The 18,037-nt window shown below is 72.2% G+C and carries 19 protein-coding genes; 14 read left to right on the top strand and 5 right to left on the bottom strand.

What is annotated here, in order from left to right; translation table 11 throughout:
* Window positions 1–19 precede the first annotated feature (19 nt).
* From B2363_RS11055 to B2363_RS11045, 3 genes are read left to right on the top strand one after another with little or no spacing between them, the layout of a single operon-like run.
* Entirely contained in the window at window positions 20–2,005 is a 1,986-nt protein-coding gene (locus tag B2363_RS11055) for an SGNH hydrolase domain-containing protein (protein ID WP_286930180.1), read from the top strand.
* 4 nt (window positions 2,006–2,009) lie between these two features.
* Entirely contained in the window at window positions 2,010–2,921 is a 912-nt protein-coding gene (locus B2363_RS11050) for a Ppx/GppA phosphatase family protein (RefSeq protein ID WP_181754268.1), read from the top strand.
* Between the two features lie 25 nt (window positions 2,922–2,946).
* Window positions 2,947–3,741, top strand: coding sequence for a sugar phosphate isomerase/epimerase family protein (locus tag B2363_RS11045; protein ID WP_376785959.1), 795 nt, complete (start codon window positions 2,947–2,949; stop codon window positions 3,739–3,741).
* Between the two features lie 6 nt (window positions 3,742–3,747).
* Here the strand turns inward: B2363_RS11045 and B2363_RS11040 are convergent, their stop codons facing one another.
* Window positions 3,748–4,095 carry a VOC family protein gene (locus B2363_RS11040; protein ID WP_286930177.1) on the bottom strand — a complete coding sequence of 116 codons (348 nt, stop codon included), beginning with the start codon at window positions 4,093–4,095 and terminating at the stop codon, window positions 3,748–3,750.
* Window positions 4,092–5,042 carry a bile acid:sodium symporter family protein gene (locus B2363_RS11035; RefSeq protein WP_286930174.1) on the bottom strand — a complete coding sequence of 317 codons (951 nt, stop codon included), beginning with the start codon at window positions 5,040–5,042 and terminating at the stop codon, window positions 4,092–4,094. Before B2363_RS11035 ends, B2363_RS11040 begins: the two co-directional genes overlap by 4 nt.
* A gap of 90 nt (window positions 5,043–5,132) precedes the next feature.
* On the opposite strand from B2363_RS11035, the gene B2363_RS11030 reads away from it, so the two are divergent.
* The 9 genes from B2363_RS11030 (at window position 5,133) to B2363_RS10990 (ending at window position 11,942) form a co-directional block, all read left to right on the top strand.
* Window positions 5,133–5,690, top strand: coding sequence for a TIGR00730 family Rossman fold protein (locus B2363_RS11030; protein WP_286930172.1), 558 nt, complete (start codon window positions 5,133–5,135; stop codon window positions 5,688–5,690).
* 69 nt (window positions 5,691–5,759) lie between these two features.
* Window positions 5,760–6,542 carry a pyrroline-5-carboxylate reductase gene (gene proC / locus B2363_RS11025; protein WP_286930170.1) on the top strand — a complete coding sequence of 261 codons (783 nt, stop codon included), beginning with the start codon at window positions 5,760–5,762 and terminating at the stop codon, window positions 6,540–6,542.
* 5 nt (window positions 6,543–6,547) lie between these two features.
* The gene (locus tag B2363_RS11020) at window positions 6,548–7,723 is read left to right on the top strand and encodes an acetoin utilization protein AcuC (protein ID WP_286930167.1); all 1,176 of its coding nucleotides are present in this window, start codon (window positions 6,548–6,550) and stop codon (window positions 7,721–7,723) included.
* Window positions 7,724–7,933: 210 nt separating this feature from the next.
* The gene (locus B2363_RS11015) at window positions 7,934–8,119 is read left to right on the top strand and encodes a helix-turn-helix domain-containing protein (RefSeq protein ID WP_078699209.1); all 186 of its coding nucleotides are present in this window, start codon (window positions 7,934–7,936) and stop codon (window positions 8,117–8,119) included.
* 128 nt (window positions 8,120–8,247) lie between these two features.
* Window positions 8,248–8,349: a 30S ribosomal protein bS22 gene (locus tag B2363_RS11010; RefSeq protein WP_019143756.1), complete on the top strand. Its 102-nt coding sequence runs from the start codon at window positions 8,248–8,250 to the stop codon at window positions 8,347–8,349.
* 3 nt (window positions 8,350–8,352) lie between these two features.
* Window positions 8,353–9,327, top strand: a complete 975-nt coding sequence (locus tag B2363_RS11005; protein WP_286930158.1) for an NAD-dependent epimerase/dehydratase family protein — start codon at window positions 8,353–8,355, stop codon at window positions 9,325–9,327.
* Window positions 9,324–10,637, top strand: coding sequence for a lysophospholipid acyltransferase family protein (locus B2363_RS11000; protein WP_286930156.1), 1,314 nt, complete (start codon window positions 9,324–9,326; stop codon window positions 10,635–10,637). The genes B2363_RS11005 and B2363_RS11000 overlap by 4 nt, the downstream gene beginning before the upstream one ends.
* A 20-nt stretch (window positions 10,638–10,657) precedes the next feature.
* Complete coding sequence (locus B2363_RS10995) at window positions 10,658–11,377, top strand: hypothetical protein (RefSeq protein ID WP_286930154.1); 720 nt, start codon at window positions 10,658–10,660, stop codon at window positions 11,375–11,377.
* On the top strand, window positions 11,370–11,942 hold the full coding sequence (locus B2363_RS10990) for an RNA polymerase sigma factor (protein WP_286930152.1): 573 nt from the start codon (window positions 11,370–11,372) through the stop codon (window positions 11,940–11,942). Before B2363_RS10995 ends, B2363_RS10990 begins: the two co-directional genes overlap by 8 nt.
* A gap of 98 nt (window positions 11,943–12,040) precedes the next feature.
* On the opposite strand, the gene B2363_RS10985 is transcribed toward B2363_RS10990, so the two are convergent.
* Together B2363_RS10985 and B2363_RS10980 are read right to left on the bottom strand one after the other, a co-directional pair.
* Window positions 12,041–12,415 carry a hypothetical protein gene (locus B2363_RS10985; RefSeq protein WP_286930150.1) on the bottom strand — a complete coding sequence of 125 codons (375 nt, stop codon included), beginning with the start codon at window positions 12,413–12,415 and terminating at the stop codon, window positions 12,041–12,043.
* 105 nt (window positions 12,416–12,520) lie between these two features.
* The gene (locus B2363_RS10980) at window positions 12,521–14,839 is read right to left on the bottom strand and encodes an MMPL family transporter (RefSeq protein WP_286930147.1); all 2,319 of its coding nucleotides are present in this window, start codon (window positions 14,837–14,839) and stop codon (window positions 12,521–12,523) included.
* 81 nt (window positions 14,840–14,920) lie between these two features.
* On the opposite strand from B2363_RS10980, the gene B2363_RS10975 reads away from it, so the two are divergent.
* On the top strand, window positions 14,921–15,538 hold the full coding sequence (locus B2363_RS10975) for a TetR/AcrR family transcriptional regulator (protein WP_286930145.1): 618 nt from the start codon (window positions 14,921–14,923) through the stop codon (window positions 15,536–15,538).
* On the opposite strand, the gene B2363_RS10970 is transcribed toward B2363_RS10975, so the two are convergent.
* Window positions 15,535–16,425, bottom strand: a complete 891-nt coding sequence (locus B2363_RS10970; RefSeq protein ID WP_286930143.1) for an HAD family hydrolase — start codon at window positions 16,423–16,425, stop codon at window positions 15,535–15,537. The genes B2363_RS10975 and B2363_RS10970 overlap by 4 nt on opposite strands.
* 52 nt (window positions 16,426–16,477) lie before the next feature.
* Between B2363_RS10970 and B2363_RS10965 the strand changes: the two genes are divergently transcribed.
* Window positions 16,478–18,028, top strand: coding sequence for a class I adenylate-forming enzyme family protein (locus B2363_RS10965; protein WP_286930141.1), 1,551 nt, complete (start codon window positions 16,478–16,480; stop codon window positions 18,026–18,028).
* The last annotated feature ends 9 nt before the right edge of the window (window positions 18,029–18,037 follow it).

Raw genomic sequence — 18,037 nt, 5'->3', positions numbered from 1 at the left:
CGTAGGGTTGACGAACGTGATGACCGGGGGACGACCCACCACGGCGTGGTGCACGATCGCGGGCGCCGCGTCGGCGCTCGTCGTGCTCGGCCTGTACTGGCCCGGCCGCCTGCCCGGCGCGGGTGCGGCCACCGAGATCCTGCTGGTCGCCGCCGGCGCGCTGCTGGGGCACACGCTGCTGGTGGAGCGTGGCCGCCCGCTCGGGCCCGCCCTGGGAGCCGGACTGCGGCTCCTCGTGCCGCCACTGCTCGTCCTTGTCGCCACCGGGCTCGCGGTGCAGCGCTGGGTCGACGTCCGTGCGTGGGACCCCGTGCTGGACGAGGTCCGCGACGCAGCCGTCGCGGCCACCAACGTCCGCGGAGTCGCCGCCGAGTCGCCCGTCTCCCTCTTCTGGATCGTCGCGCTGCTGGTGCAGTCGGCCGCGCTCGTCCTGGTGCTGCGCTGGGTCGCTGGCCGGCTCGCGAGCGGACTCGGCCTCATCGTGCTCGCGCTGTCGGTCGCTTCGTTCGCCTGGTGGGCGTTCGACCCGGCGGGGCATCTCGGGGCGAGGTTCTGGCCGGTCGGACTCGGCGTCCTGGTGTCCCTGGCGATGGCCCGGCGGCCCGAGGCGGCCGGGCGGCGGGAGCTCGCGGTCATCGCCTGGCTCACGACGCTGGCCGTGGCGGGCGTCGCCGTTCTCGGAACGGGCGGGGTGCTGGACACCGTCACGGGCGCCGTGGTCGGCCTCATCCTGGTGCTGAGCGGGCCCGCCCCGGGCTCGCCCGCGGTCCTGCTCGGCCCGCGGCTGGCCGCCTGGTTCGGCGCCGTCGCCTGGGCCGGTCTGTGCTGGGCGGGCCCCGCGCTGCGGCTCGCGCCCGAGGTGATCGGACGCGAGCTCGGCCTGCGCGACCGTGCCTTGCTGCTCCTGATGGTGGGTGCCGTCGCCGTCGCCACGGTGGGCCTGATCGCCGCCGTGCGCGCGCTCGTCGATCGCGGCGGGGTCTGGGTCGGCGTCGCGGCCGCCTCGGTCCTGGCCGCCTTCCTGGTCACCGTGCCGGGCCTGGGCCGGGTCGAGGCGATCGAGAGCGACGTCGCCCGCGTCGAGACCGTGATGACGGCCGACCTGCCCGACTGCCTCGGTGCGATGACGATGGCGGCGGTGAGCGACGGTCGTGACTGCGCCAACCCTGAGCTCGACGGCGTCATCCGTCCGCCCCTGAACCGGGCCCGGTGGGACTTCGAGTCCTACCTCGACTGCTGGTCGGACCCGAGCGACGCCGATCTCGACGTCTGCCAGCTGGGGGAGGACGCGAGCCCGGACCCCGATGTGCCCCGCGTGCTCGTGCTGGGCGACTCCCACGCCCGCGTGCTGCTGGGCGCCTTCCGCCGCCTCGATGAGCGCGGCGTGATCGAGGTCGACGCCGCGACGAAGGCCAGCTGCGGGTGGAGCACCCTGCCGGTCCTGGACCGCAGGGACACCGAGCGTGGCCCGCGGTGCGACGTGTGGCGCGGGCGGCTGGCGGAATGGCTGGTCGACCACGTCCAGGACTACGACGTCGTCGTCACCACCGCGTACAACGGCCGGATGAAGGGCCCGGACGCCCGCCAGGTGGCCAGCCACGTGGAGGCCTGGAAGCCGGTGGTCGAGGCGGGCGTGCCGGTCGTGGCGCTGCGCGACAACCCGCGGCTCGAGGAGGACACCCTGGACTGCCTGACCGAGCTCGACTCGCGCGAGTGGTCGAGGTGCGACGTCCCGGTCGAGGACCTCGTCCCGGAGTTCGATCCCTTCGAGCCGGCGGCGGAGCAGCTCGAGGGCGCCCACTTCATCGACACCAGGCCCCTCTTCTGCGCCGACGGCCGGTGCCCGGCCGTGATCGGCGGGGTCAACGTCTACCGCGACTACAACCACGTCTCGGCGACCTACTCGGCGACGCTGGCGCCGGTCCTCTATCGCGAGATCGCCCGCACCGGGGTGTTCGAGCCGCGGTGGACCGCTGCGCAGGCGGTCGCCTCGATGTCAGACTGAGCCCATGCGCATCGGCGTTCTCGACATCGGTTCCAACACCGGGCACCTGCTCATCGTCGACGCCTTCCGGGGCGGACCGCCGGTGCCGGCCCACTCCTTCAGCGAGCCGCTGCGGCTCGCGGAGAACCTCGACACCGACGGTCACCTCACCCGCGAGGGCATCGACCGGCTCGCCAAGTACGTGGTCGAGGCGGGCTCGCAGGCCGAGGACAAGGGCGCCGAGCGCGTGCTGGCCTTCGCCACCTCGGCGGTGCGCGAGGCGGGCAACGCCGACGAGGTCATCGCCCGCGTCGCCGAGGCCAGCGGCATCCAGCTGCAGATCCTCCCCGGTGACGACGAGGCGCGGCTGACGTTCCTCGCGGTGCGCCGCTGGTTCGGCTGGTCGTCGGGCCGGCTGGGCGTGTTCGACATCGGCGGCGGCTCGCTCGAGCTCGCGGTCGGGTCGGACGAGACGCCCGACACCGCGACTTCGCTTCCCCTCGGAGCCGGCCGACTCACCCGCGAGTGGCTCGACCGAGGCCTCGACCACGACGACCTGCGCCGTGAGGTGCGACGCGAGATCGGTGCCGTCGCCGGCCCGCTGCTGCGCGGCGGGCCCTTCGACCAGGCGGTCGCGACCAGCAAGACGTTCCGCTCGCTGGCGCGGATGTGCGGTGCTGCCCCGTCGGGCGACGGCCCCTACGTGCGTCGCACCCTGAAGCACCGCGACCTCGTCGAGCTGGGCCAGGAGCTGCGGGTCGCGTCCGACGAGCAGATCGCCGCGATGCCCGGCGTGTCCGCCCTGCGCGCGCACCAGATGCGAGCGGGCGCCGTGGTGGCCGAGGCGACGATGGAGCTCTTCGGGCTGGAGGAGCTGCTCATCTGTCCGTGGGCCCTGCGCGAGGGTGTGCTGATCGAGTACCTGGACCACATGTGACCAGCACCGCTCTAGGCTGGGAGTCGTGAGCACGCGCTCGAGCGACCCGATGGTCTCGCTGTCCACGTCGTCGGTCTACCCCGAGGGCACGGCAGCCGGCTTCGCGACCGCGGCGCGGCTGGGCTACGACGGGGTCGAGGTGATGGTGGGCCTCGACGAGGTCAGCGCCGACACCACCGCGATCAAGGCCCTGGCGTCGTCGCACGACATCCCCGTGGTCTCGATCCACGCGCCCTGCCTGCTGGTGACCCAGCGCGTGTGGGGCACCGACCCGTGGGGCAAGCTGCACCGCAGCGCCGAGATGGCGCTCGACGTCGGCGCCGACACCGTGGTGGTGCACCCGCCCTTCCGCTGGCAGCGCGAGTACGCCCGCGGCTTCGTCGAGGGGATCACCCGGCTCGAGGACGAGTACGACGTGGCGTTCGCGGTGGAGAACATGTACCCGTGGCGCTCGGGCAAGCGGGAGTTCCAGGCCTACGCGCCCGGGTGGGACCCGGTGCCCTTCGAGTACGAGAACGTCACGGTGGACTTCTCGCACAGCGCCACCTCGCGGATCGACTCCATGCAGCTCATCGACGACCTGGGCGACCGGCTGGCGCACATCCACCTCGCCGACGGATCCGGGTCGATGAAGGACGAGCACCTCATCCCCGGCCGCGGCACGCAGGGGTGCGACAAGCTGCTGGGCCACCTCGCCGACCGGGGCTTCACCGGTCACGTCGTGGTGGAGGTCAACACGCGCAAGGCCGCCGACCGCGACGCGGACCTGCTGGAGGCGCTGGCCTACGCGCGGCTGCACCTGGCGCCCACGCCCGTCTGAGCCGGGTCAGGACCGCTGGGCGACGCAGAACTCGTTGCCGGCCGGGTCGGTGAGCGTGACCCACCGGAAGCTCTCGTCGCCGCGCTCGGCGACCAGGCCGGCACCGGCCTCGCGCAGCCGAGCGACCTCGGCGTCGAGGTCGTCGGCGAGCACGTCGAGGTGCAGGCGGTTCTTGCCCGGCGTGGGGTCCTCCACCTTCTGGAAGGCCAGCGTGGGGCTGTCGGGCACGGAGACGATGACGTACCAGCCGTCGTTCTCCTCGGTGATGGTGCCGCCGGTCTGCTCGGCCCACCAGGTGGCCAACGCCGTGGCGTCGGTCGTGTCGCACGTGATCATCGCTGGAGTGACAGTCATGGGCCCACGCTAGGGCCGTGCCCCGACAGTCTGGTGGCGATGAGCGAGCCGACGACCAGTTGGAGCTGGTGGTAGACCATGAGCGGCAGGATCATCAGCGGGAACGTGGCTGCGGAGAACAGCACGCTGGCCATCGGCAGGCCCGCCGCGAGCGACTTGTTGGTCCCGCAGAAGTAGATCGCGATCCCGGCGCCGCGGCCGAACCGGCGCCCGGCCAGCCAGCAGAGCACCGACGAGACGGCCAGCAGCCCGACGCAGACGGCGCCCACCACGGCGCCGTCTCCCCAGTCGAGCACGCTCCACACGTCGGCGTTCGTGCCCCGGCTGAAGCCGGCGTAGACCACGAGCAGCACGGTCGACCGGTCGAAGCGTCGCAGTCCCGTCTCGTGGCGCACGAGCCACGGCCGCAGCCACCGCCGTGCGACCTGCCCGGCGAGGAACGGCACGAGCAGCAGGCCGACGATCCGCAGGACGGCCTCGGCGTCCACCGTGACGTCGCCCCCGAGGACCAGTGCCACCAGCAACGGCGTGAGGAAGACCCCGAGCAGGCTCGACGTCGAGGCCGCGACCACGGCGATCGCGCGGTCGCCGCCGGCAATCGACGTGAAGGCCACGGACGACTGCACCGTGGAGGGGACGAGGCACACGAACACGAGCGCGGCGAGCAGCTGCTGCGAGATCACGGCCGGCGCCAGCGGGGACAGGGCCAGGCCCATCAGCGGGAAGACCACGAACGTGACCGCCACGATCACGGCGTGCACGCGCCACGCGGTCAGGCCGTGCACCACCTCGGCGGTCGACAGCCGCGCCCCGTAGAGGAAGAACAGCGCGACGATGCCCACCTGGACCAGCACGGACACCACGTCGAGCACGACACCCTGCGCGGGAAGGGCGATCCCGAGGCCGGCCAGGCCCAGGATCATCAGCACGAACGGGTCGATGCGCACCGGGCCACGATAGGCCGCTTCGGCACGCCGTCGCCCGGGGGTCGCCGTCCGGTCGCCGTCGGTTCGTTCCACACTGGCACCGTGACTTCCATGAGTGAGACCACCATCGGCGCCGTCTGCGTCTTCTGCGGAGCGCGCGACGGAGCCCGCCCTGAGTACCTCGCCGCCGGGGAGCAGCTCGGTGCCGCACTGGCCCGCGCCGGAGTCGACCTGGTGTTCGGCGGCGGCGGGATCGGCATCATGGGGGCCGCCTCCCGCGCGGCCCGTGAACGTGGCGGCCGCGTCGTCGGCGTCATCCCCCAGTCGCTGCTCGAGCGCGAGGGCGGGCACCGCGGCGATCCCGACATGCACGTGGTGGAGACGATGCACGAGCGCAAGGCGCTGATGCACCAGCTGTCGGACGCGTTCGTCGTCCTGCCGGGCGGGCTCGGCACGTACGAGGAGTTCTTCGAGATCCTCACGTGGCGCCAGCTGGGCTTCCACGACAAGCCGATCGTCGTGGTCGACACCGCCGGCTACTACGGACCGCTGCGCGAGATCGTCTCGCACGGCGCGGCCGAGGGCTTCACCGGTCCCCGCGACGAGGAGCTGTTCACGATCGTCGCGTCCGTCGAGGAGGCGCTCGCCGTCCTGGGGATCGACGCGTGAGAGACGCCCGTCACGCCTGAGGGCAGGGCCGAAGCCGGGACGCGCCCGCAGGGAACTACCCTCGGACCCATGAGGATCGCGGTCGTCGGTGGCGGGGTCATGGGTGGCACGCTGGCCGAGGCGACGACGCGCGCCGGGCACGACGACATCGTCGTGATCGAGCGCAGCGCCGAGCGCCGGGCCGAGCTGGAGGCCCTCGGGCACGCCACCGCCGAGGACGTCGCCGCGGTCGCCGGGGCCGACGTGATCCTGCTCGTCGTGAAGCCCCAGGACGTCGCCACGGTGCTCCCGGGGATCGCCGCCTCGGTCGACGCCGGGGCCACCTTGGTCTCGCTCGCCGCCGGGGTGCGCACCGCCACGATCGAGGCAGCCCTGCCCGACACCGTCGCCGTCGTCCGCGCGATGCCGAACACGCCGGCCGTCATCGGGCGCGGGATGTTCGGCGTCTCACCCGGCAGCCGGGTGCCCGCCGACCGGCTCGAGGCCGTGGTCGACCTGCTCGACTCCGGTGGCGAGGTCGTCGTGGTCGACGAGTCCCACCAGGACGCGGTCACCGCGGTCTCCGGGTCGGGACCGGCCTACCTGTTCCACCTCGCCGAGCACATGATCGCCGCCGGCATCGAGGGCGGACTCGACCCCGAGGACGCGCGCACCCTCACGGTGCAGACCCTCGCCGGCGCAGCCGAGCTGCTGGCCGGCTCGGACGAGTCGCCCGAGGAGCTGCGCCGTCGGGTGACGTCGCCGAACGGCACCACGCACGCCGCGATCACCACGTTCGACCAGCACGGGGTGGGCGAGGGGATCCGAGCCGGCGTTCTCGCCGCGATCGCCCGGTCCGCGGAACTAGGGTGACGGGCATGGACGATCGCGCCGCGGTGGTGTTCGACGAGCACCTCACCGACTACGACTTCGGGCCTTCGCACCCGATGGCGCCGATCCGGGTCAAGCTGACCATGGCGCTCGCCGAGGAGCTGGGGGTGCTGGAGGACCTCGACGTCGTGGGTGCCCGGCCCGCCACCGAGCGCGAGCTGCTCAGCGTCCACACGCCCGACTACGTCGAGCGCGTGATCAACCTGAGCAAGCATCCGACGCACACCGACGCCGCCCACGGCCTGGGCACCGAGGACAACCCGGTCTTCCGCGGGATGCACGACGCCAGCGCCCTGATCGCCGGAGCGAGCCTGGAGGCCGCGCGCCTGGTCTGGACCGGCGAGCGCAAGCGAGCGATCAACGTCAGCGGTGGCCTGCACCACGCGATGCCCGGCCGCGCGAGCGGATTCTGCGTCTACAACGACGTCGCGATGGGCATCCAGTGGATGCTCGACCACGGGGCCCGGAAGATCGTCTACATCGACGTCGACGCCCACCACGGCGACGGCGTGCAGGCGATCTTCTACCACGACCCCCGGGTGCTGACGATCTCGTTGCACGAGTCGCCGCAGACCCTGTTCCCGGGCACCGGCTACTCCACCGAGGTCGGCGCCGAGGGAGCCGAGGGCTCGGCGGTCAACGTCCCGCTGCCGCCCGGAACCTCCGACGCCGGCTGGCTCCGCGCGTTCCACGCGGTGGTGCCGCCGATCGTCCGCGAGTTCGCGCCCGAGGTGATCGTCAGCCAGCACGGCTGCGACTCGCACATGGACGACCCGCTGACCAACCTCATGCTGAGCGTCGACGGGCAACGTGCGTCCTACCTGGCGGTGCGCGACCTGGCCGAGGAGGTCACCGCGGGCAAGTGGCTCGCCACCGGCGGGGGCGGCTACGCCGTCGTCGACGTCGTGCCGCGCGCGTGGGGCCACCTGCTGTCGATCGTCAGCGGTCATCCGCTCCCGCCCGAGACCGAGACGCCCGAGGCGTGGCGGCGGGCCGTGGAGGAGCTGCGCGGCCAGCCCGCGCCCACCCGGATGACCGACGGCCGGCGAGCGCTCTACCGGCGCTGGGAGGACGGGTACGACCCGGCCTCGTGGCTCGACCGATCGATCCAGGCCACCCGGACCGAGACTTTTCCCCTGATCGGCCTCGATCCCTCGTACTGACCGAAATCCCCGGCGCAACTGCGGGTTTGGGGGTACGGTCGCGGTACACAAGGAGCGGGTCGAGCGCGGACGGTACGCCAAGAGGCCATGAGTTTCAAATTTTTCGTTCCCAGGTGACCCTTCTGCCACTAGTCTTCACACCAAGCACGCGCGCTCACTCTCCGGTGGGGAAGCCGGAGAGCGCGCGTGCCCCTGGGAGGATGGTGTGAGATGTCTGAGGGAACCCGCTTCATGACCGTTGCCGAGGTCGCGGACCAGATCCGTGTCTCGAAGATGACGGTGTACCGGCTCGTGCATTCCGGCGAGCTCGAAGCCGTGCGTGTCGGCCGTTCCTTCCGTGTGCCTGAGCACGCGGTCGAGGAGCTGCTGCAGAAGTCGTTCTACCAAGCCGGCTGATCCGGCCCGAGGTCCGCGGGGGGCGGACCGACGGTCGCTGACGTTCCCCTGCCCACCGCTGTGTGCAGGCGGGGTGCGATCGCCTAGGGTTGGTCTGTCCTGTGTGAAAGATCAGATCGAGGTGAGTCGTGGGTTCTGTCATCAAGAAGCGCCGCAAGCGGATGTCGAAGAAGAAGCACCGCAAGATGCTGAAGCGCACACGCGTGCAGCGCCGCCGTCTGGGCAAGTGACCGATGGCCGGGGTCGTCCTCGTCACGGGCGCGGCCACGCCGGGCGTGGCACTCGCTGCGAGGCGCATCGCTGAAGCTGGTGATGCCAGGGTCGTCGCAGTCGACACGACCCTGCCCACCGACGATCTCGGGTCAGTCAAATTCGTGCGTGCGGACATCCGCACGCCGGTCATCTCCAAGGTTCTTGCCGTCGAGGACGTCGACACCGTGGTCCACATGGACCTGGCGCCGATGCGATCGCGCGGGGGCGGCAGTGCCACCAAGGAGATCAACGTCATCGGCACGATGCAGGTGCTCGCCGCCTGCCAGCGTTCCGACACCGTCCAGCGCGTCGTACTCGCCAGCAGTGCTGCCGTGTACGGCGCGTCGCCGCGTGATCCCGCGGTGTTCACCGAGTCCGCCACGGCACGCGGCGGCACGAAGTCCGGTTTCGCCAAGGACATCGTCGAGGTCGAGGGCTACACGCGCGGTTTCGCGCGCCGTCGTCCCGACGTCACCGTCACCACGCTGCGCATGGCGCAGTGGCTGTCGCCGCACTTCCCGACCGTGCTGGGGTCGTACTTCGCCAATCCCGTGCTCCCGGTCCCCATGGGCTTCGACGCCCGGTTGCAGCTGCTGCACCCCCAGGACGCGCTCGAGGTCATCTCGATGGCCGCGCTGTCCGACCGGCCCGGCACCTTCAACGTCGCGGGCGACGGCATCCTCATGCTCACCCAGGCCGCCCGGATCATGGGCAAGCCCACGATCCCGCTGCCGCCCCTGGGCTTCGGCTCGGTGCTGCGCCGGATGGTGCACTACATGGGCTCGGACGTGTCGCCGGGCGTCCACCGCCTGCTGACGTACGGCCGGGTGCTGGACACCACCGCCCTGCGCGAGATCTTCGGCTACAGTCCCCGGCACACGACGCGCGAGACCTTCGAGTGGTACGCCGAGGCGGCGCGCCCGGGTCTGCTGCACTCATGGGGGATCACGGGATGAAGGACGACCTCAAGGGCATCGGGACGTCGGGGCGCGCTGGTCGCGGCAACGGCTCGACGTCGCCCTCGCGAGCCGCGCGCACGCTCGCCGGGCCCGCCGCCAAGAAGGCGACTCCGAAGGCCCCCGCCAAGAAGGCCGCAGCGAAGAAGTCCGGCTCGGGCACGAAGCCCACCTCGGCCGCGCAGGCCGAGGCGGCCACCTCCGCCGCCGCCAAGGAGGCCGCCGCCACCGCCCCGGCGAAGAAGGCGACGAAGAAGACCACCAGGAAGGCGCCCGCGGCGAAGAAGCGCCCCGAGGCGCCGCAGCAGCCCACGGCGGCGCCCGAGGAGACCGCGCCCGGTCCCCAGCGTGAGCGTCACCTGCATGCCGTGCCCGAGGACGAGCCGCCCCGCCAGGAGCCGCCCCGCGAGGCCACCGCCGACATCGATCCCGAGGACGTGGCGGCGGCCTTCGCTGAGGGCGCCCGCCGGCTCATGGGCACCGACTGGCAGGTGAAGGTCGTCGACATCGTCGGCAACCTGCGCCGGCGTCTCTCGGGCGGCTACGAGGTGGACGAGTTCGGCCTCGACCCCGAGGTGCTCGACCTGCTCTCGAACCTCGTCGAGCCGCTGGCCGAGAGCTGGTTCCGCCTCGAGGTGCGCGGCGTGGAGAACATCCCCACCGACGGTGGCGCGCTGCTGGTGGCGAACCACTCCGGCACCGTGCCCGTCGACGGCCTGATCACCGGCTACGCCGTGCGCAAGCACACCGGCCGGCCGATCCGCCCGCTCGGCGCCGACCTCGTGTTCCGGCTGCCCTACGTGGGCCAGATCGCGCGCAAGATGGGCGCCACCCTCGCGTGCGCCGAGGACGCCGAGCGCCTGCTGACCTCCGGGGAGCTCGCCGCGGTGTGGCCCGAGGGCTTCAAGGGCGTCGGCAAGCCGTTCAGTGAGCGCTACAAGTTGCAGCGCTTCGGCCGCGGCGGCTTCGTCTCGTCCGCGATGCGCGCGCAGGTGCCGATCATCCCCGTGTCGATCGTCGGTGCCGAGGAGATCTACCCGCTGATCGGCAACATCCCGTCGCTCGCCCGGCTGCTCGGTCTGCCGTACATCCCCATCACGCCGTTCTTCCCGCTGTTCGGTCCGCTCGGCCTGATCCCGCTGCCCAGCAAGTGGATCATCGAGTTCGGCGAGCCGGTCCGCACCGACGCCTACCCGCCGGAGTCGGCCGACGACCCGATGCTCCTGTTCAACGTCACCGACCAGGTCCGCGAGACGATCCAGCAGACGCTGTACACGCTGCTGGTCGAGCGCGGCAATCCCTTCGTCTGATCCGCCCCAGGAGCACGCCCATGTCGCGACGCCCGGACCTGCTGCTCGACACCCCGACGCTCGAGCCGTCGGACGACCTCGTCCACCGGCTGGCCGCCGCGGCCCGCACGAGCGGCGTCACGGTCGCGGCTCCGCGCCGACGGCACCGCGTCGCCGTCGCGGTCGCGGCGTTCCTCGGCATCAGTGCCGTCTCCGTGGGTGGAGCGTGGGCGGTCGGTGCGATCGAGGTTCCCGGGCTGCCGCCGTCGCCGCTGCGCGAGGCCGTCGTGACGCCCGACCCGCCAGCACCGCAGGGCGAGCAGGGTGGCGCCCCGGCCGGCGACGCCGACCGTGGTGAGGGGTCCAGCGGCGGTGCCGTCGATCCCGGAGCGCCCTCGGGTCGCGAGACGGGCTCACCCGCGCGCGACGACGAGGCCGGACGCGGGGCCGACTCCCCGGCGGCCGACGCGCCGGTGAAGTACAAGGACCAGGGCGCGGAGCAGGGCAAGGACCAGGGCGCGGAGCAGGGCAAGGACCAGAGCAAGGACCCGGCTCCGGGTCGCGAGAAGGACCAGGGTCAGGGCGAGACCCGCAGCGAGGACAAGGGCGAGAACGGCCAGCACGGCGGGCAGGAGAAGAAGGGCCGCGGTGACGACACCTCGGTGCAGGAGCAGGACGGCAGCCAGGCGGGCGAGCGCACCGGGAGGAAGCCGGCACCCGCGGACCCGCAGGACAAGAAGCCGGGGGCCGGCGATGACTGACGACGCCCTCGTCTTGGCGGCCAAGCGCGGCGAGCAGGAGGCGTGGCGCGCCCTCTACGTCGAGCACGCCGGCCGGCTGGTCGCCTGGCTGCGCCTGCGGCCCACCGGCGACTCCGCGGCCGCTCCCGAGGACGTGGCGGCCGAGGCGTGGTTCGTCGCGGCGAGCAAGATCGCGGAGTTCGAGGGGACGTCGTCCGACTTCGGCGGCTGGATCTTCGGCATCGCGCGCCGGATCAGCGCCACCTCGCGCCGTACGTGGCAGCGTCGCAACACCCGTCCGAGCGAGGGGGAGGAGCTGGCGCTGGAGCCGGTCCCCGACCACGGTCCCGACGTCGCCCACCAGGAGTGGCTCCGGGCCGTCCTGGCCGGCCTGCCGCCCCGCGAGCGCGCGGCGGTGGGTCTCGTGGACGGGCTCGGCATGGATCCGCACACGGCCGCCGAGGTGCTGGGCGTCAGTGCGGTCGCGCTCCGCGTGGCGCGGCACCGCGGCCTGCGCCGGCTGGAGCGCCGACCGTCGGTGCGGGCCTCCCTCGAGTCGATCCCGGACGGGGCGCCCGGGGTCTGAACCCGCACCGACGGAGAAAAAGCCGGCCCGCCCCGGGGGATTGGGGCGGGCCGACAACTGCACGCCCACGCAGACGAGGGCGAGTCCCGGGGGGACGATCAGGAGGCGGGCTGGCTCGCCAGGCACTTGGCGAGGCGCGCCTTGGCGTGGGCGACGCGCTGCACCTGGGCCTTCTTGACCTTGACGACCTTGGTGCGACTCGCCTTGGCCACCTTGAGCTTCTTCACGGCCTGACGCTTCTCGGCGCGGGTGTCGGCCTGGACGACGGCCTTCTTGGCCTTCTTGACCTTCGCCTGCTTCTTGGCGAACACGGCGTTCACCTTCGCCAGCTGCGCCTCGGCTCGGGCGACCTGGGTGGTCTGGGTCGCGCAGGGCTCCTTGGTCGGAGCGTCGGCGTGCGCGGGAGCCGTCAGAGGGCCAAGCGAGAGGGCGAGGCCGGCGGCGAGCGCGCCGATGCGTGCGCTGTTCTTCATGTGATCTCCTCAGATGATGGGCAGCCCGGAGACTGCTGACACCTCTCACATGTCACGGGAGCGCACCGGCGTTACACGCCCCCGGAGTTTTTTTTCGCGCGCTGGTCAGGACTCCTTCGCGCCGAGGCGCTTGAGCAGCTGGTCGCCCTCGATGTCCAGGTCGGGGAGCAGCCGGTCGAGCCAGGCCGGCAGGCGCCAGGCGCGGTCGCCGAACATCGCCATCAGTGCGGGCACGAGCGTCATGCGCACGAGGAACGCGTCGATCGCGATCGCGACCGCCAGGGCGAAGCCGATCTGCTTGATCATCGGGTCGCCGTTGAAGATGAAGCCGGCGAACACGGCCGTCATGATCACCGCCGCGGCCACCACGACACGGCTGGAGTGGCTGAACCCGTCGATCACCGACTCGCGGCCGCTGTGGCCGTGGACCCACGACTCGCGCATCGACGACACCAGGAACACCTGGTAGTCCATCGCCAGGCCGTAGGCGATGCCCGTCACCAGGATCGGCAGCATCGCCATCACCGGACCGGTCGAGTCGAGCCCGAAGAGGCCGTTCAGCCAGCCCCACTGGAACACGGCGGTGGTGGCGCCGAGGGTGGCCAGGATCGTCAGCAGGAAGCCCGCCGTGGCCTTGAGCGGCACGATGATCGAGCGGAACACGATCGTCAGGACGATGAGCGACAGCAGGACGACGATGCCGAGGTAGATCGGCATGACCTCGCCCATCTTCTCGGCGATGTCGATGCCCATGGCGGTCTGGCCGGTGACGCCGAGGTCGATGTCGTACGTCGCCTCGACATCGGTCGACGCGTCGCGCAGCGAGTGCACGAGGTCCTCGGTGGACGGATCGGTCGGGCCCTCGCGGGGGATCAGCGAGACGAGCACGGTGCGGCCGTCCTCGCTCATGCCGGCGGCGGTGGCCGAGGCGACGTCATCGAGCTGGCCGAGTTCGGCCAGGACGGCGCCCGCGGCCTGCTGGTCGACGGGCTGGTCGTCGCGCGACGACAGGACCACGAGCAGCGGGCCGTTGAGGCCCTCACCGAACGCCTCGCTGACCGTCTCGTAGCTCTCGCGCTGGTCGGTGCCGGAGTTGTAGTTCTCGCTCGACGGCAGGCCCAGGCGCATGTCGAGCGCCGGGATCGCAATGACGAGGGTCGTCAGGATGACGGCGCCCGAGGCGAGGAAGCGGTGCTTGGACAGGAAGGTCGCCCAGCGGCGCGCGGTGGCGTGGTCGACGCCGGCGGCCTCGCGCTCCTGGAACTTCTCGCGGGCCTTGTTCGACACGATCCGCTCGTTCACCAGCCCCAGCAGGGCGGGCAGGGCGGTGAGCGCCACGAGGACGGCCACGGCCACGGTGGCGGCGGCGATGATCGCCATCGTCGTCAGGAGGCTGATGCCGATGACCGTGAGAGCCGCGAGGGCGATCACGACGGTGGTGCCGGCGAAGAACACCGCACTGCCGGCGGTGCCGACAGCACGACCGGTGGCCTCGTGGGCGGACAGCCGCTCACGCATGATGAGCCGGCGCTGGCGGTTGACGATGAAGAGGGCGTAGTCGATGCCCACGGCCAGGCCGAGCATGAGGCCCAGCACGACGCTCATCGAGCCGAGGTCGTAGAAGTGGCCCAGCGCGTAGGCGCCGCCGACGCCCACGCCGACGCCGAGCAGCGCGGTCGCGAGCGGCAGTCCGGCGGCCACGACGGAGCCCAGGACGAGGAAGAGCACGACGGCCGCGACGACGATGCCGACGGCCTCGCCCGCGCCGGCCACCTCGGGCAGCTCCTGCAGCGAGGCTCCGGGCAGGACCTCCACGTCGGTGCCCTCCAGGGGCGCCTCGGCGTGGTCGAGCACCTCCTCGATGGCTCCGGCAGGGAGGTCGATCGTCTGCTTCGTGAACTGGAACTGCGCCATGGCGACGGTGCCGTCGGGCGAGATGGTCACGCCGGGAACGAGCTCGCCGCCGACCACGAGCGGCACGGGCTGGTCGAGGTCCTGGCCGGCCTGCGCGGCCGCGACGGCCTGCTCGGCGGCCTGGACCTGGGCGGCCATCTGCTCCTGCGCCGCGGCCTGGGCCTGCTCGGAGCCGGCGAGGTCGAGCGGGTTCACGACGTTGTCGTCCTCGTAGATCCCCTGCATCGACTGGGCCAGGGGAGCGGCGGACGCCTCGTCGAAGAAGGTGGTGCCCTCCGGGGCGCGGTAGACGATCTGGCCCGCGCCGCCCGCGGCGGCCGGCATCTCGCGCTCGAGCTGCTCGAGCACCTCCTGGGCGGGGACGCCGTTGATCGTCACCTCGCTGCTGAGCTTCGGCGCGTTGACCGCGATCGACCCGACGATGACGACGAGCAGGACGAGCCAGGCGCCGAGGAAGCGGAACGGGTGGGCGAAGGCGGACTTGCCCCACCGGTACAGGAGAGTCGACACAGGTGTTCCTCACGAAGTGATAGATGTCTCTCACATCGTAGGATGGGCCGTGGAACGAAGCGAGGGGAGGGGAGGAGACCTGTGTCACGACGTGACTCGCGGGCCAACGCCGAGCGCATCGTCGTCGCGGTCCAGCGCCTCTGGATCGAGGACGCCGCACCCTCGATGGAGAAGATCGCGACCGAGGCGGGCGTCGGCGTCGCCACGGTCTACCGGCACTTCCCCAACCGCGCCGCCCTGGAGAGCGCCGTGTTCGCGCGGATCTTCGCCGAGGAGCTGCTGCCGCTCGTCGACGGCGCCGAGGAGGAGGACGCCGACCTGCTCGACGTGGCCACGCACTTCGTCGAGGTGATCGGCCGCTACGCGCCCGTGCTGAGCGAGGTGGGCGCGAGCCAGGTCACCGACGAGGCGCTCGAGGTGCTCGCCGAGCCGTTCGTCGACCTGCTGCGACGCGGCCAGCTCAGGGGGGTCCTGCGCCGCGACCTCGAGCCGGTCGACCTCTACTGGCTGCTGCGGATGATCGTGCTGGGCCTCAACTCGCCGGTCGCCACGGAGACGGTGCGCCGCCGCTACCTCGCGATGCTGCTGCCCGCGCTGTCGCCCGAGGCCGAGGGCGAGCTGCCGCCGCTCTCCGACGAGGACTACGACCGCCTCGGCGCCCCGCCCGAGCGCCGCCAGCCGCCGCTCGACGCCGACTAGGAACGACGCAGGCGCCGGACGGCCAACCGGGTGAGCAGCCAAGCGGTGGTGGCCAGGGCCGCCGCGGCGCCGGCCTTCGCGCCGGCGGCGACCACCTTGCGCCCGGTGCGGTAGTCGCGCACGAGCCACCCGTTGGCCTTGGCGTGCGAGTGCAGGGCTCCGTCGGGGTTCACCGCGCACGGGTGCCCGACGAGGGACAGCATCGGGATGTCGTTCGAGGAGTCGGAGTAGGCGTAGCAGCGCTCGAGGTCGAGGCCCTCGGACTCCGCCAGGGCGCGCACCGCGATCGCCTTGCCCTCTCCGTGCAGCATGTCGCCGACGAGCCGTCCGGTGTAGACGCCGTCGACGTGCTCGGCCACGGTGCCCAGGCCGCCGGTCAGGCCCAGCCGGCGGGCGATGACCTGCGCGATCTCCACCGGCGCCGCCGTCATCAGCCAGACCCGCTGCCCGCGGTCGAGGTGCCACTGGGCCATCGCTCTGGTGCCGGGCCAGATCTTGGCGGCCATGTACTCGTCGAAGACCTCCTCGCCGATCTCCTCCAACTCGCTGACCTCGTGGCCGGCGATGAACTGGAGCGCGGCGTTGCGGGCCTGCTCGATGTGCTCGGGGTCCTCGACGCCGACGTACTTGAAGTACGCCTGCTGCCAGGCCGCACGGGCGATGTCGCGCGTGGTGAAGAACTCGCGGCGGTGCAGGCCGCGGGCGAGCAGGAAGATCGACGCGCCCTGCATGATCGTGTTGTCCACGTCGAAGAACGCGGCGGCGGTGGGGTCGGCGGGCTGGGCGAGAGCCTGCTCCACCTCGGCGGCGGCGGCCGCCGCCTGGCCGGCCAGGATCGAGCGCGACTGCAGATTGCGCGGGGCGTCGTGCGGTCGTCGCGGGGACATGGCGTCACTGTAACGGCGTTGCCGGACGGCGAGGTGTGGTTGACTCGACGCCATGACCGTCAACGTGAGTGACGATCTGCGCGAGACCGCGCGTCGTGACCCCGAGGGCATCGCCCTGATCGAGCCCCGGAGCGACCGTCGCGTGACGTGGGCCGAGTTCGACGAATGGGCCGATCGTGTCGCCCAGACCCTCCTCGGACGCAATGTCCTCGCCGGACAGCGGGTCGCCCTCGTCATGTCCAACGGCATCGACCTCGCCGTGGCCTACTACGGCGTGCTCCGCGGCGGCCTCGTGGCCGTGCCGATCAACCCGCGCGCCACCCCGCGCGAGATCTCGCGGATGGTCGAGGCATGCTCGCCGAAGATCGTCGTCGGCGATGCCCAGTCGATCACGCAGGTGCGCCAGGCCGAGACGGGCGACTCGCTCATCGTCGTCCACCGCGCCGCCCCCGAGGCGGGGGAGCTGCGCTTCGGGGCGCTGCTCGAGCAGGCGGTCGAGCTGGAGCCGATCGCCCCGCGCGACCCCGAGTCGCTCGCGGTCGTCCTGTTCACCTCCGGTGCCACGGGCCTGCCGCGCGGCGTCATGCTCACGCACCGCGCGCTCGCGGCCGACCTCGACCAGCTGCTCCGGGTCGACTCGCCGCCCGTCATCACGCCCGACGACGTCGTGCTCGGCCTGCTGCCGATGTTCCACATCTACGGCCTGAACTGCGTGCTGTCGCTCTCGGTCCGGGTCGGCGCCACCGCTGTGCTCGTCGAGGAGTTCCACCCCGGCGCGCTGCTGGGCGACATCGTCGACCACGGCGTCACCAACCTGCCCGTCGCGCCGCAGGTGATCCAGGCCCTCGTCGGGCTGGAGGGGCTTGCCGAGGCGTTCGCCGGCGTCCGGCTGGTCGTCTCCGGTGCCTCGGCGCTCGACCCCGAGCTCGCCGAGGCGTTCCACGTCCTCGCCGGCCAGCCGGTCGAGCAGGGCTACGGCCTCACCGAGACCTCGCCCGTGCTCACCATGACCATCGGCGACGGCCGTGAGCCGGGCCAGCTGCCGCCCGGTGGCTCGGTCGGGCGCCCGCTCCCGGGTGTCGAGATCGCGCTGCGCGACTTCCTGGGCCAGCCGGCCGCACCCGGCGACCCGGCCCAGATCTACGCCCGGGGTGCCAACCTCTTCTCCGGCTACTGGCCCGACGGCTCGGACGGCCCCGACGCGGAGGGCTGGTGGGCCACGGGCGACATCGGTCTGCTCGACGACGCGGGCAACCTCGTCCTGGTCGACCGGCTGAAGGAGACCATCAACGTCTCGGGCTTCAACGTCTACCCCTCGGAGATCGAGGAGGCGATCGTCGACACCCCGGGTGTCGAGGCGGTCGCCGTGATCGGCGTCCCCGACGAGCGCACCGGCGAGGCCGTGGTGGCCTTCGTCGTCCCCGACGACCCCGAGGGCGACTCGGCCCCGGTCGAGGCCGCGGTCCGCACCATCGCGGCCGAGCGGCTGGCGCGCTTCAAGGTGCCGTCGCGCGTCATCGTGGTGGCCGCCCTGCCGCACTCGCCCACGGGCAAGGTCGCGAAGGGGCGCCTGCGCGCCCTCGCGCGCTCGGAGCCGGCATGAGCGAGCGCC

It is taken from the genome of Aeromicrobium sp. UBA7512 (assembly GCF_002476985.1).
Taxonomy (GTDB): Bacteria; Actinomycetota; Actinomycetes; order Propionibacteriales; family Nocardioidaceae; genus Aeromicrobium; species Aeromicrobium phoceense.
This window is presented reverse-complemented; position numbering and strand designations above follow the sequence as displayed.